At 57.9% G+C, this 13412-nt stretch carries 10 protein-coding genes; 8 read left to right on the forward strand and 2 right to left on the reverse strand.

Annotated features, from left to right (window positions below; translation table 11 throughout):
* Positions 1-614: 614 nt before the first annotated feature.
* Positions 615-2522 (forward strand): hypothetical protein, encoded by a 1908-nt coding sequence (locus ACIQ39_RS15200; protein WP_396435448.1) that lies wholly within the window; start codon positions 615-617, stop codon positions 2520-2522.
* On the opposite strand, the gene ACIQ39_RS15205 is transcribed toward ACIQ39_RS15200, so the two are convergent.
* Entirely contained in the window at positions 2523-2744 is a 222-nt protein-coding gene (locus ACIQ39_RS15205) for a TIGR02450 family Trp-rich protein (protein ID WP_396435449.1), read from the reverse strand.
* Between the two features lie 12 nt (positions 2745-2756).
* The gene (mltB, locus tag ACIQ39_RS15210) at positions 2757-3737 is read right to left on the reverse strand and encodes a lytic murein transglycosylase B (protein ID WP_396435450.1); all 981 of its coding nucleotides are present in this window, start codon (positions 3735-3737) and stop codon (positions 2757-2759) included.
* Positions 3738-4102: 365 nt separating this feature from the next.
* Here mltB and ACIQ39_RS15215 point away from each other — a divergent pair, with 365 nt between their 5' ends.
* The 7 genes from ACIQ39_RS15215 (at position 4103) to ACIQ39_RS15245 (ending at position 13027) form a co-directional block, all read left to right on the forward strand.
* Positions 4103-5056, forward strand: coding sequence for a histone deacetylase family protein (locus ACIQ39_RS15215; protein ID WP_396435451.1), 954 nt, complete (start codon positions 4103-4105; stop codon positions 5054-5056).
* 58 nt (positions 5057-5114) lie between these two features.
* Entirely contained in the window at positions 5115-5915 is an 801-nt protein-coding gene (locus ACIQ39_RS15220) for an enoyl-CoA hydratase (RefSeq protein WP_396435452.1), read from the forward strand.
* Positions 5903-7195: a mechanosensitive ion channel family protein gene (locus tag ACIQ39_RS15225; protein ID WP_396435453.1), complete on the forward strand. Its 1293-nt coding sequence runs from the start codon at positions 5903-5905 to the stop codon at positions 7193-7195. Before ACIQ39_RS15220 ends, ACIQ39_RS15225 begins: the two co-directional genes overlap by 13 nt.
* 541 nt (positions 7196-7736) lie before the next feature.
* Positions 7737-8492 carry an electron transfer flavoprotein subunit beta/FixA family protein gene (locus ACIQ39_RS15230; protein ID WP_396435454.1) on the forward strand — a complete coding sequence of 252 codons (756 nt, stop codon included), beginning with the start codon at positions 7737-7739 and terminating at the stop codon, positions 8490-8492.
* Between the two features lie 108 nt (positions 8493-8600).
* Entirely contained in the window at positions 8601-9533 is a 933-nt protein-coding gene (locus ACIQ39_RS15235; RefSeq protein ID WP_396435455.1) for an electron transfer flavoprotein subunit alpha/FixB family protein, read from the forward strand.
* A gap of 443 nt (positions 9534-9976) precedes the next feature.
* Positions 9977-11797 carry an acyl-CoA dehydrogenase gene (locus ACIQ39_RS15240; RefSeq protein WP_396435456.1) on the forward strand — a complete coding sequence of 607 codons (1821 nt, stop codon included), beginning with the start codon at positions 9977-9979 and terminating at the stop codon, positions 11795-11797.
* 276 nt (positions 11798-12073) lie between these two features.
* The gene (locus tag ACIQ39_RS15245; protein WP_396435457.1) at positions 12074-13027 is read left to right on the forward strand and encodes an NAD(P)H-dependent flavin oxidoreductase; all 954 of its coding nucleotides are present in this window, start codon (positions 12074-12076) and stop codon (positions 13025-13027) included.
* The last annotated feature ends 385 nt before the right edge of the window (positions 13028-13412 follow it).

Below are 13412 nucleotides of genomic sequence, written 5' to 3' on the forward strand. Positions count from 1 at the left end.
GGAATTTGAGCCTCAACAGCTCTCTCTCCTCTGAAAAACGTTGGGACACTACTGACTGCTCCTATGTAGTTATTAAATTGACATGTGTTCTTGGAGACGATTGTCATTGCCAATGCGGAGGACTCTATTCGTATTAAAGTTGCAAGGTTTAGTGACGATTACTGATGATTGTCATTGAACTTATGCCAACCTATGAAAAGCCGCCTTCAACTTTCTTTAATGTGGTCTGCTGTGTTCATGCTCGGAGGGTGTGCATCCGTTTTGAACGATTCACATCAAACCTTGACTGTGCGAACAGACTGTACGCGGGTGGTTTTGAATAGCTCATGCAGTGCAGCTGTTGGGGGAAGAACTTTCAATTTTGAAACCCCGGCCCGCTTGACCGTTCCCAGAACTACTGAGCCCCTTTACATTAACTGCCGTGGTGGGTTGCTCGCTGGTGCAAGCACCGATGTCCGGCCAGGTCTCTCGACAGGCTTTCTCGGTAATGTCATTGCAGGGGGTGCAGTCGGTGTTGTCATCGACTTGAACACACGTCGAGCTTTTGCTTATCCAAGCGCGATCAACATCGTCATGCCTATTTGTCATTTCTTATAGGCACCAGAATCATCGCCATGCACCTCCCAAAACTGCTTCGTACCTTCCAGTGGCTTATTGCATTCATCGGTGTGTCTTTACTGGCCTCGTGCGGTGGCGGAGGTGGTTGTAATGCCAGTGGTTTTGCTTTTGGAGGTCTTGTCGGCGAAATTTGCAAGAACAATCAAGCCTCTGTCTCCACAGTCATTTCAGGTGTGGCTGCTGGTGGTTCACCCATCATTGGCAATGTGGAGGTAACGGACAAGTTTGGAAGCCAGAGAGGCACGCAAATCAAGGATGATGGCACATACCAAGTGGATGTGAATGGCATGACAGGGCCGTTCATTGTCAAGGCGATAGGCACCATTGCCGGTGTATCAGTCACTTATTACTCTGCTGCAACCCAAGCCGATGTTGGCGGCACGATCAATGTGACGCCGTTCACTGATCTGCTTTTGTCAAGCATTGCAGGTAAGTTTGTGAGTTTGTATTTGGCAGACGAATCAAATATTCCCACATTGGCGGCTTCGCTTACGGATGCAAAAATTCGTGAAGTTCAAGAAACACTTTTTGCAAAACTCAGGCCCGTTTTGATTCAGCTTGGAGTTACTGAGACCATTGACCTGATTCGCACCCTTTTCAAGGCCGATCATTCTGGTTTGGATGCCTTGATGGATTTGGTCAAAGTGGAATACGACGTCGACACTTCTGTCGCTGCACTGCGCAATCTGATCACGCAAGACAAAATGGCACTCATTGATGTGACACGGCCCATCACATCAACGCCTATTCCTGTAGAAAACATGGTTGGTATCAGCATCTCTACAGCTGGCGATGTTCAGGCCATCGGTGAAGTGCTGAGTAAGCTGGAAAACCTTTTTTCTAGGCAATTACCGACCTCTAAACAGGTGGCTGACAGCGGCATATTTGATACCTCCGAAAATTTCATCTTGAACGGTGAGTCTTTTCAGCAGTTCGCTGACGAAATCAGTTCAGATCTGGATCTTGTGGGCGCGAGTTTCACGAGTTGGTCCCTTTTGCAGATCAGTTCTAGCCAAGCGACAACCCTGGTCAGGATTGGTTACAAAACACGCAGCGAGTTTGCAGCAGATTCCGAGCGCTTGGAGTTAAGCAAAATAGCCGGCATCTGGAGAATCAGCGGTAATGCTCAAATTGCTAGCGTTGAGTTTAAAAATGAGCATGAACTGACTTTGTCGGTGACCAACCAGTTGGTCAATCGTTCTCAACCCAGAATCCGAAACGGCATTCGTTTCGATGTCTCTCCTTTTGCTTACAACAACAGCGGAAAAAACAATCCGCGCATCGCACAAGCAGAAATCACGGGCCTGGGTTTCCTAAACCCACTTCTATTGACGACCAATATCTATGATGATTTCATGTCAATTTCATCGCCAGCTTTGACTGATGGCAACGGCTTTTGGGATTGCGCCAGTGCGGTGCTTCAAGAGGCTTTCTTGCCGTGCCTTGATGTGCCCAAAGTCAAGTTGACGCAGCCGTACAACATCGTATTCGAAGATGCGCAGGGTCAGTCATTGAACGGCGCTGGATACAAGGTGCCGGTTGATCGAGTTCCAAAGGACTACGCCGAGTTGTCAGCGAGCATGTTCGTAAATGTCACGTCCATCAAAATAAATGGTTCTCCCGTGACTTCAACTTCCTTTGGTCCGAATCAGAGTATGCGAGTTGATTTCACGATGCCTGATGGTTTGCAGATTGATGGCGCATACATCCAAGCGGTTGGTTTCAATGGAGACACCATCAGGGAATATTATTCCTTGCCCAAAGGGGCGACATCGGCCGTTTTCGGCTGGGGTGACGTGATGAGAAACACAACCGTGTCTCAAATCCGTATTCGAGTTGCAGGCTACAACCGAGCAGGACAAAAATTTGTGACGGTTGTTTATATTGACTTAGAGTCAAACTGATCAAACCCAGCCCTGTCGCCAAACCCCGTCATCCTGCAGTTCACGCCATGCGATGACCTGAACAGCCTTGGAAAACACCGCCTCGAGTTCCACTCTCTCGATCGGATCGGTGGGCAACTCGGGTTGGATCACCCGGCTGACCAAAAAGTGTTTTTGCTTGGCCACCGGTTTGACTGCGGTCCACTTGCTCAGCAGCAGTTTTTTGGGGTTGAGGGGGTTCATGCGTTGCGGTCCTCAGCGGCTGTTTTGCATTTCGCGCGCCACCGCTTCGGCCAAGTCAATCACCGCCATGGCGTAGTAACTGCTCCAGTTGTAGCGGGTGATGGTGTAGAAGTTTTCTGTACCGGCCACGTAGCTGGGGGCATCGGGTCCATTGAGCAGTTCGATCAAGGCCAGTGGGCCGGTGTGCTGCAGCGCGTCGCCTGACAAGCTGGCGCCCTTGCTGACAAAGTTGGCCACGCTGAAGGTGGGCAAGATGTCGGGGGCCATCAGGCTGTCCATGTCGGTTTGGCCCGGGGTGAGGGTCACGGGGTAGTGCGTGGGCATGCCGGGCCGCCAGCCAAAGGCTTTGAAGTAGTTGGCCACCGAGCCGATGGCATCTTGGGGGCTGCCAAACAAGTCGATGCGGCCATTGCCATCAAAGTCCACCGCGTGGCGCGCCCAGCTCGAGGGCATGAATTGCGGCAGGCCCATGGCGCCTGCGTAGCTGCCCCGAATGCCCTGGGGGTCGGTGCCGTTGCGCCAGTTGAGCAAGAGAAATTGTTCCAACTCGCCTTTGAAAAAGCTTTCTCTGGCAGCGGCTCTCGGGTGCGCCGCCGGAAAGTGGAAAGCCAAAGTGGCCAAGGCATCGATGACGCGGAAATTGCCCGTGTATTGGCCGTAAAAAGTTTCCACGCCAATGATGGCCACCACCACCGAGGCGGGCACGCCGTATTCGCGCTCAGCACGTTTGAGTGCGCTGTGGTGGGTTTGCCAAAAACGCAATCCGGCCTGGATGCGTTGCGGCTCAATGAAGCGGGCGCGGTAAGCGGCCCAATTTTTGGCGGCAGGGTTGCTGGGGGGCAAAACCAGGCGCTCGACCGAGGGCAAGCGACGGGCTTGGCCTAGCTGCTTGCGCACCCATTGTGGGTCCAGTTGCAAGCGCTCAGCGGCTTGGTTTGACCAATCCACGGCGGCACTCGAGGCGCTGAAAAATGTGCCTGCAGTGTTTGCCACGGCCGATTTGGCGCTGCTTTTTGCAGCGCCGCTTGCTGCTTGAGCAGCTGGGCTTGCCTTGGCTTTTGGGCGTTGGGGTTGGGCTGCCTTGGTGGGGGAGGCGGGTTCAGTTTGAGCCCCTGTGGCCTTGGGGCAAAAAGCGATCAAAAGCAGCGACAAAGCCAAGGGCGTCCAGCCTTTGAAAAAGGCGCTTGGCGCGAGGGGAGAGAAAACTGGGTGCATGGGTTGACCAGTTTAAACGCCGCGCCACCACGCTCGGGGCTCAGAATTGTGATCGACCCCGTGATAAGCTGGAACCCACAAAATCAAAGCCACCCAACAAAACCATCGGCCTCTAGGCTGAGACCATTCGGGAAGACAAGACCATGGGCGCGACAGGTTATTTCACCCACCCATCTTGCTGGAAGCACGAGATGGGCGCGGGCCATCCGGAGTGCCCTGAGCGTTTGGGGGCCATCGAAGACCGGCTGCTGATCAGCGGTGTGGACATGGCTTTGCAAAGGCGTGAGGCCAGTCCTGCAGCCTTGGCCGACATTGAGCTGGCCCATGGGCGCATGCACGTGGCGGCTTTGCGCGGTTTGGGCGACATGTTGCGCGAGGACATGGCGGCTGGCGGACCCACCCACACCAGCTTGGATCCGGACACCATGATCAATGCCCACACTTGGGAGGCCGCGCTGGTGTCGGCAGGTGCAGCGATCGATGCCACCGATGCGGTGTTGGCGGGTGAGCTGGAGAATGCTTTTTGTGCGGTGCGCCCGCCCGGCCACCATGCGTGCCGTGACAAGGCCATGGGTTTTTGCTTTTTCAACAACGTGGCGATTGCGGCCAAGTACGCGCTGGAGCGCCATGGTTTGAAGCGCGTGGCGATTGTGGACTTCGATGTGCACCACGGCAACGGCACTGAGGACATCGTCGCGGGCGACGGGCGCATTTTGATGGTGAGTTTTTTTCAGCACCCGTTTTACCCCGATGGTGGCTCGACATCGGACGCGGCCAACTTGGTCAACTTGCCCGTGCCGGCTTACACCCGGGGCATGGACATCCGCGAATTGGTTGACATGCTGTGGATGCCTCGCCTAGAAGCCCATAAGCCCGAGCTGATTTTCATCAGCGCCGGGTTTGACGCGCACCGCGAAGATGACATGGGGCAGATGGGCTTGGTGGAGCAAGATTACGCCTGGATGACCCAGCGCATCAAAGATGTGGCGCTGCGCCACGCCCAAGGCCGCATCGTCAGCTGCCTGGAGGGCGGCTACAACCTGAGTGCGCTTGGGCGCAGCGTCGAGGCGCATTTGAGGGTTTTGGCCGACGTTTAAGACAAGCCGTCAAGGCCAATTGGTGGGCTGGGGATGGAGTTTCGGCACAATCTGACCCATGACCGAATCAATCGCACCCCAAACCCCGGATGGGCTGTTGCACGAGCGCGATGCGCGTGGCGTGCACCGGCTGACCCTGAACAGCCCCACCAGCTTCAACGCTTTGAGCGAGGCCATGCTGGCCGGCCTGCAGCAAGCACTGCACGTGATCGCGCAAGACGCGCATGCGCGGGTGGTGGTTTTGGGGGCGGCGGGCAAGGTTTTTTGCGCCGGGCACAACCTGAAAGAAATGCGCGCCCAGCCCGAGCTGACCTATTACCAACAACTTTTTGCCCAGTGCAGCCGCATGATGATGGCCATCCAAAAGCTCCCAGTGCCTGTGATTGCCCGGGTGCAAGGCTTGGCCACGGCGGCGGGTTGCCAGTTGGTGGCGCAGTGCGATTTGGCGGTGTCGGCAGACAGCGCCACTTTCGGGGTGAACGGCATTGATGTGGGTTTGTTTTGTGCTACGCCCAGCGTGCCCTTGGTGCGCAATATGCATGCCAAGCAGGCCATGGAAATGCTGCTGACGGGTGGTTTCATCAGCGCAGCCGAGGCCCAAAGCCGTGGTTTGGTGAACCGCGTTTGCTCTGCTGCTGAGCTGGACGCGCAGACCGAGGACTTGGTTCAAGCGATCTTGGCCAAACCGCGGGAGGCGGTTCGTTTGGGCAAGGCCTTGTTTTACCAGCAGCGCGAGATGGGGATTGAAGCGGCTTACCAGCTCGCTGGACAAACCATGGCTTGCAACATGGTGCACGATGTGGCGCAAGAGGGCGTTCAGGCCTTCATTGAAAAAAGGACACCCTCATGGCGGACGTGAGCGACAGGGCGGTGGTCCTCCCCATGGCTTTGTTGGAGTCCTTGATGCGCCCTGAGTCCATCATGGCTTTGGGTGCTTTTGCCGGGTGTTTGGTGTTGGCTTGGCTCATGACCTGGGGGGTGCGCCGGGTGTTCCGCGGTCAAGAGTTGGCCATTTTGTTGGGCCGCAATCTGGTTGACGGGGTGCTGTTTCCGGTGCTGCTCTTGGGCTTGACTTTTGTGGCGCAAATTGTGCTGACGCAGCAGCAAGCCCTGCCCTTGTTTGCGGTCTTGCTGCCGGTGTGCATTTCCTTGGCGGTGATTCGCCTGGGTGTGAAGGTTTTGCAGGTGGCGTTTGCCAATGCCCCCTTTGTGCGAGTGGCAGAGCGAACGATTTCTTGGCTGGCCTGGGGCGCGGTGGTGCTGTGGGTCACGGGCATTTTGCCGCTGGTGCTGCACGAGTTGGACCAGATCACTTGGAAAGTGGGCGCCAGCGTTTTGTCGGTGCGCACCCTGATTGAAGGGGCGCTCACGGCCGGGGCGGTGCTGGTTGTGGCGCTGTGGGTGTCAGCGGCCATCGAGGCACGCTTGCTCAAATCGGCCACCGGCAGCGATTTGTCGCTGCGCAAGGTGGTCAGCAACACGGCGCGGGCTTTGCTTTTGTTTGTGGGCTTGTTGTTGGCCTTGTCCTCAGTGGGCATAGACCTCACAGCGTTGTCGGTGCTGGGCGGTGCCGTGGGTGTGGGCATTGGTTTTGGCTTGCAAAAGCTGGCCTCCAATTACGTCAGCGGTTTTGTGATCTTGGCCGAGCGCAGCATGCGCATTGGCGACTTGGTGTTGGTCGATGGTTTTGAGGGCCGCATTGTTGACATCAAGGCGCGCTACACCGTGATTCGCGCGCTGAACGGCCGAGAATCGATCGTGCCCAATGAATTTTTGATCATCAACCGAGTGGAAAACTTCACCTTGATGGACTCCAAGACGTCGCAAACGAGCTTGGTGTCGGTGGCCTATGACAGCGATGTGGATTTGGTGCGTCAGCTCTTGATCAAGGCATGCGAAAGCCAAGAGCGGGTGCTGCAAGACCCCGCACCCAATGCCTTTTTGAGCCAATTTGGCGCGGATGGTTTGGAGTTCACCGTGAGTTACTGGATTGCCGATCCGGAAAATGGCCAATTGGCACTTCGCTCAAGCATCAACATGATGATCTTGGCCTCGCTGCGCGAACACAAAATCGAGATCCCTTACCCGCAGCGGGTGATGCACATGGTCAATGCATCGCCGAATACGGCCCCAGACTGATGGCTGCAACGCCCTGCAGGTTGATCGCCACAAACAATTCATGCCGACACCAAGGCCTTGCCGCAAACGCAGCAGCAGGTCATGGCTGGCACAAAAGTGTTTGAGTATTCGTGTCCAGTCGTCAGCCTGGTTTGGCAACTTGCCCGGATTGACACGGGTTCTTGCGTTTGCGCGCGGAGCTTTTGATCTGGCCCGATGAAGCGAATACAGCCATGGTGCCCTGATTTCTGTTGCCCGGGTTTTTTGTCAAATTGGGTTTTTTTTCATCCCGGGCGAAGACCCGGGCTCCAGTGAACACGCCGGCCCTTTGTAAACGCCCCTTGGGCACTGCCCCGTGTCGGTGAACTTCTGGCAGGTGTGGCAAGAGCGGTTCTTGACAGGGGCTTTTTAAAAAGCTGATTAGAATACGAACGACCGTGCTTTTTTGTAAAAAGCGCCCGGCTTGAGACGCGCTTTTGATGCACAATTGACGTTGACGTTACGTCAACAACACCTTGGTGTTTTGAGGCGCTTGATTTTTGCTATCAATGGAGAAGCTTTCATGAAAATTTTGGTTCCCGTGAAGCGGGTCGTGGACTACAACGTCAAAGTGCGCGTCAAGTCCGACGGTTCGGGCGTGGACATCGCCAACGTCAAAATGAGCATGAACCCCTTTGACGAAATCGCGGTGGAAGAAGCGGTTCGATTGAAAGAAAAAGGGTTCGCCACTGAAGTGATCGCCGTGTCTTGCGGCGTGACGCAGTGCCAAGAAACCCTGCGCACCGCCATGGCCATCGGCGCAGACCGTGGCATCTTGGTTGAAACCCCCGCTGATTTGGACCTGCAACCTTTGGCTGTGGCCAAGTTGCTCAAGGCCTTGCTTGACAAAGAGCAAGCCGGCCTGGTGATCTTGGGCAAACAAGCGATCGACGACGACTGCAACCAGACCGGCCAGATGCTGGCCGCCTTGGCCGATTTGCCCCAAGCCACATTTGCCAGCAAAGTCGAGATCGTGGACGGCAAGGCCCAGGTGACGCGCGAGATCGACGGCGGTCTGGAAGTGCTGTCGGTCAGCCTGCCAGCGGTGGTGACCACCGATCTGCGCCTGAACGAGCCGCGCTACGTGACCCTGCCCAACATCATGAAGGCCAAGAAAAAGCAGCTCGATATTTTCAAACCAGAAGATTTGGGTGTGGACGTGTCGCCCCGCATCAAAACCCTGAAGGTGGCCGAGCCCGCCAAGCGCAGCGCCGGCATGAAGGTGCCTGACGTCGCCACCTTGGTCGACAAATTGAAAAACGTCGCCAAAGTCATCTGACCTGCCGCCTTGAGCGCTGGGCTTTTCAGCTGAAAAGCTCAAACCAACGCCCATCGTCCAAAGCCAATCGCTCAACGCCCAAGCTTCAACCCATAACGCCCAACCACCATGACCGCTCTAGTTATTGCCGAACACGACCACGCCTCAATCAAGGGTGCCACCCTGAACACCGTGACCGCCGCCGCCGCTTGCGGTGGTGAGGTGCATGTGCTGGTGGCGGGCCACAATGCTGCCGCTGCCGCTGCTGCTGCGGCCCAAATTGCCGGGGTGTCCAAAGTGATCCACGCCGACAGCGACGCGCTGGCCCATGGTTTGGCTGAAAACGTGGCCGCGCAAGTGCTGGCCATCGCCAGCAACTACAGCCATATCCTTTTTCCCGCCACCGCTGCGGGCAAAAACGTGGCCCCCCGGGTTGCGGCCAAGCTGGACGTGGGTCAGATCAGCGATGTCACACAAGTTTTTTCGGCCGACACCTTTGAGCGCCCGATTTATGCGGGCAACGCCATGGCCACGGTGCAAAGCACCGACGCGACCAAGGTCATCACTGTGCGCACCACCGGCTTTGACGCTGCAGCCGCCACCGGTGGCAGCGCTGCTGTCGAAAGCGCCGCTGCACAAGCCGACAGCGGCAAAAGCAGTTTCACGCGCAGCGAGATCGCCAAGAACGACCGCCCCGAATTGACCGCCGCCAAGATCATTGTCTCGGGTGGCCGCGCTTTGGGCAGCGCCGAGAAGTTCAATGACATCATGACCCCCTTGGCCGACAAGCTGGGCGCCGCCATCGGTGCCAGCCGCGCTGCAGTGGACGCCGGTTATGCCGCCAATGACCTGCAAGTGGGCCAGACCGGCAAGATCGTTGCGCCCCAGTTGTACGTGGCCTGCGGTATTTCGGGCGCGATCCAGCATTTGGCGGGCATGAAGGACTCCAAAGTCATTGTGGCCATCAACAAAGACCCAGAGGCCCCGATCTTCAGCGTGGCGGACTTTGGTCTAGAAGCCGATTTGTTCGCGGCCGTGCCTGAGTTGACGCAGGCACTGTGATTTTTGAGTGGCCCTGAGAACGCATTCATGCTGAAACAGGGCCTGCCTTCTTTGCGTGCGCCGAGTCCGGTGGCCGGGGCTGGCTCAGAGGCGCTTTGCTTTGCCACATCGCCATCCCCGGCCACCGAACCCGGCGCACTGCGTTTTATGCCGTTTGCGCTCACGCCTGAAAGACAAGCCCATGAGTGCTCCATTTGGATGTCACCCATGGAAACGTCAGCCGCTCGAGCCACCCTGAACGCAGCCGCTCGGGCAGGGGCCTGCGGTGGGGCGATGTGGCAAAGCGAAGCGCCTCTGAGCCCCGCCGCAGGCCCCTGCCTGAGTGGCGAACAAACACCACCCGCCCCGCGACGCTGTTCAGCAAAGCTTGCCTCAGCGTCATGCCCTTGACGTCAAACCCCAGCACCCCATACCCCACACCCCACTGACGCAGGAACCACACCATGAGCTACATCGCCCCCTTGAAAGATATGCTTTTCAACATCGAGCACCTGGCCCGCATCGACCAGATCGCGCAGATCCCCGGTTTTGAAGACGCAGGCCTGGAGACTGCGCAGGCGGTGCTGGAAGAATGCGCCAAACTCAACCAAGACGTGATCTCGCCCCTCAACTGGGAAGGTGACAAGAACCCGTCCTTTCACAACGGCAACGGCGTGACCACCACGCCCGGCTTCAAAGAGGCTTACCAACACTATGCCCAAGGCGGTTGGCAAGGCCTGCAGCACCCGACTGAATTCGGTGGCCAAGGACTGCCCAAAACCATTGGCGCGGCCTGCGGCGAAATGCTCAACTCGGCCAACATGGCCTTTGCGCTGTGCCCCTTGCTGACCGACGGCGCGATCGAAGCGCTGCTGACCGCAGGTTCGGACGAGCTCAAAGCCACTTACCTTGAAAAACTCATTTCTGGCCAGTGGACTGGCACCATGAACTTGACCGAGCCGCAAGCCGGTTCAGACCTGGCCGCTGTGCGCACCCGCGCCGAACCCCAGCCCGATGGCACTTACAAAATCTTCGGCACCAAGATTTACATCACCTACGGTGAGCACGACATGGCCGAAAACATCGTGCACCTGGTGTTGGCCCGCGTGGTGGGCGCGCCCGAGGGCGTCAAAGGCATCAGCCTGTTTGTGGTGCCCAAGGTACTGGTGAATGCCGACGGCACATTGGGCGCACGCAACGACGTGCACTGCGTGAGCATCGAGCACAAGATGGGCATCAAGGCCAGCCCGACAGCGGTGCTGCAGTTTGGTGACGCAACGGCGGGGAGCATTGCAGACAGCACCGGACCCGGTGGCGTGGGCTACTTGGTTGGCCAAGAAAACCGGGGTTTGGAGTACATGTTCATCATGATGAACGCCGCCCGTTACGCCGTGGGGGTGCAAGGCATCGCGATTGCTGAGCGTGCTTACCAGCGCGCCGTGCAATACGCCCGTGACCGCGTGCAAAGCCGTCCGGTGGACGGCAGCTTGCCCGCCGCTGGCCCCATCCTGCATCACCCCGATGTGCGCCGCATGCTGATGACCATGCGCGCCTACACCGAAGGCTGCCGCGCCATGGCCACCACCGCTGCGGCCGCTTACGACGCTTCGCACCACCACCCGGATGCCGAGGTGCGAAAGCAAAACCTGGCGTTCTACGAATTCATGGTGCCGCTGGTCAAGGGCTACAGCACCGAGATGAGCCTGGAAGTCACCAGCCTGGGCATTCAGGTGCACGGCGGCATGGGCTTCATCGAAGAAACCGGTGCTGCGCAGTACTACCGCGATGCCAAAATTTTGACCATCTACGAAGGCACAACCGCCATCCAAGCCAACGACCTGGTGGGCCGCAAAACCGCCCGCGACGGCGGCCAGACCGCCAAGGCGCTGGCCGCGCAGGTGGCACAGACCGAAGGCGAGTTGATCGCCTCTGGTCATGCCGACGCGCTGGTGGTTGCCAAGCGCCTGCAAGCCGCGCGTGAAGCTTTTGTGGACGTGGTGAACTTTGTGGCGGGCAACACCAAGGCCCACCCGAACGAAGTGTTTGCAGGCAGCGTGCCCTACCTCATGCTGGCAGGCAATCTGATGGCGGGCTGGCAAATGGGCCGGGCCTTGCTGGTGGCCTTGACGCCACAGGCGCAAGCCCAAGACGCCGCTTTCATGGCCGCCAAGGTCATCACCGCCCGCTTTTATGCCGACCACATGCTGAGCAAGGCCCCCGGCATGCGCGACGCCATCGTGGAAGGCGCAGGCAGCGTGACAGCGATGGCACTCGACGCTTTCTGACCCGTGGCTGAACAAGCTGCATGGGGCGTGTGCCACGCGCCATCGCGGTCAGAGACCGCTCCTACGGGGTGATGTGTGACTTCTGTAGCAGCGGTCTGCGACCGCGAAAATGGTTTGATTTTCGACGCCCGTAGGAGCGGTCTGCGACCGCGAAAGCCCTCTATCCGCGCTGACCTCGAAGTTGACGCGACATAACCCATAGACCACTTATCGCCGCGCCGACATCGTTTGATCCGTTTGACCCCACACAATAGACCGATATTTTCAGGAGACCCCATGTCTAAACTGCCCCCCGTTCTGACGAATCTGCCCTTCCCCGCCATCGCTGCGCCCCTGTTCATCATCAGCAACCCCAAACTGGTGATCGAGCAGTGCAAGGCCGGTGTGGTGGGCTCCATGCCCGCACTCAACGCCAGGCCCGCTGCGCAACTCGAAGAGTGGCTGATTGAAATCACCGAAACCTTGGATGCTTACAACAAGGCCAATCCGGACAAGCCGGCCGCGCCCTTTGCCATCAACCAAATCGTGCACAAAAGCAATGACCGCTTGGAACACGACATGGCCATGTGCGTCAAATACAAGGTGCCGATCATCATCACCTCCTTGGGCGCACGCGAAGAGATCAACCAGGCCGCGCACAGCTACGGCGGTGTGGTGCTGCACGACATCATCAACAACAAGCACGCGCACAAGGCGATTGAAAAGGGCGCTGATGGCCTGATCGCGGTGGCCGCCGGTGCGGGCGGCCACGCGGGTGTGAAAAGCCCCTTCGCTTTGATCCAAGAAATCCGCCAGTGGTTCGATGGCCCGATCGCACTGTCCGGCTCGATCGCCTCGGGCGACGCCATCTTGGCGGCGCAGGCTTGTGGTGCCGACTTTGCCTACATCGGCTCGGCCTTCATCGCCACGCTCGAAGCGCGCGCAGCCGAGGACTACAAGCAAGCGATTGTGGACAGCAACTCGGACGACATCGTCTACAGCAACTTGTTCACCGGCGTGCACGGCAACTACCTGGCCCCGTCCATCCGCGCTGCAGGCCTGGACCCCGACAACCTGCCGGTGTCTGACCCCAGCAAGATGAACTTTGGCGGTGACGCCAAAAAAGCCTGGAAAGACATCTGGGGCTGTGGCCAGGGCATTGGCGCGATCCATGCGGTGCAAAGCACGGCCGATTTGGTGGCCCAGTTCAAAGCCCAATACCAAGCTGCGCGCGCGCGTTTGGCGCTTTGAGCGCCTGCCCCGAGCGCGCTGGGCTCCACCATTCAGCGCGCTGGGCTCCACTTTCCAGCGCCATGCAGCTGTAGCCCAAGCTGTGATTGTGATGCTCAGGGCAAACAAGGCGACGGCCCAGCCACTGCCTCGATTCGGCTTGATCCAGTGGGCACGGCCGCCCTTGGCCAACACCTCTTGTGCTTTCTAGTAGTTCGTTCCATCAATACAGTTACTAAATAGATGATAATCGCTATGCTTTTTCTTCAACTCATGAAAGCGGTGATCATGGCGAGAAAATCTGAACGGCCGTCGTTGGTGCTGACGCAAGAACAGCGGGCCACGCTCCAAGAACTTGCTGCATCGCGGGTGGCGGCCACTCGCGAGGTGGAACGCGCCAAGGTGA

It is taken from the genome of Limnohabitans sp., assembly GCF_044361645.1.
Taxonomy (GTDB): Bacteria; Pseudomonadota; Gammaproteobacteria; order Burkholderiales; family Burkholderiaceae_C; genus Limnohabitans_A.

Coding starts and splice junctions, on each gene's coding strand:
- ACIQ39_RS15200 (WP_396435448.1), top strand. CDS start 615: ATGCACCTCCCAAAACTGCTTCGTACCTTCCAGTGGCTTATTGCATTC.
- ACIQ39_RS15205 (WP_396435449.1), bottom strand. CDS start 2,744: ATGAACCCCCTCAACCCCAAAAAACTGCTGCTGAGCAAGTGGACCGCA.
- ACIQ39_RS15215 (WP_396435451.1), top strand. CDS start 4,103: ATGGGCGCGACAGGTTATTTCACCCACCCATCTTGCTGGAAGCACGAG.
- ACIQ39_RS15220 (WP_396435452.1), top strand. CDS start 5,115: ATGACCGAATCAATCGCACCCCAAACCCCGGATGGGCTGTTGCACGAG.
- ACIQ39_RS15225 (WP_396435453.1), top strand. CDS start 5,903: ATGGCGGACGTGAGCGACAGGGCGGTGGTCCTCCCCATGGCTTTGTTG.
- ACIQ39_RS15230 (WP_396435454.1), top strand. CDS start 7,737: ATGAAAATTTTGGTTCCCGTGAAGCGGGTCGTGGACTACAACGTCAAA.
- ACIQ39_RS15235 (WP_396435455.1), top strand. CDS start 8,601: ATGACCGCTCTAGTTATTGCCGAACACGACCACGCCTCAATCAAGGGT.
- ACIQ39_RS15240 (WP_396435456.1), top strand. CDS start 9,977: ATGAGCTACATCGCCCCCTTGAAAGATATGCTTTTCAACATCGAGCAC.
- ACIQ39_RS15245 (WP_396435457.1), top strand. CDS start 12,074: ATGTCTAAACTGCCCCCCGTTCTGACGAATCTGCCCTTCCCCGCCATC.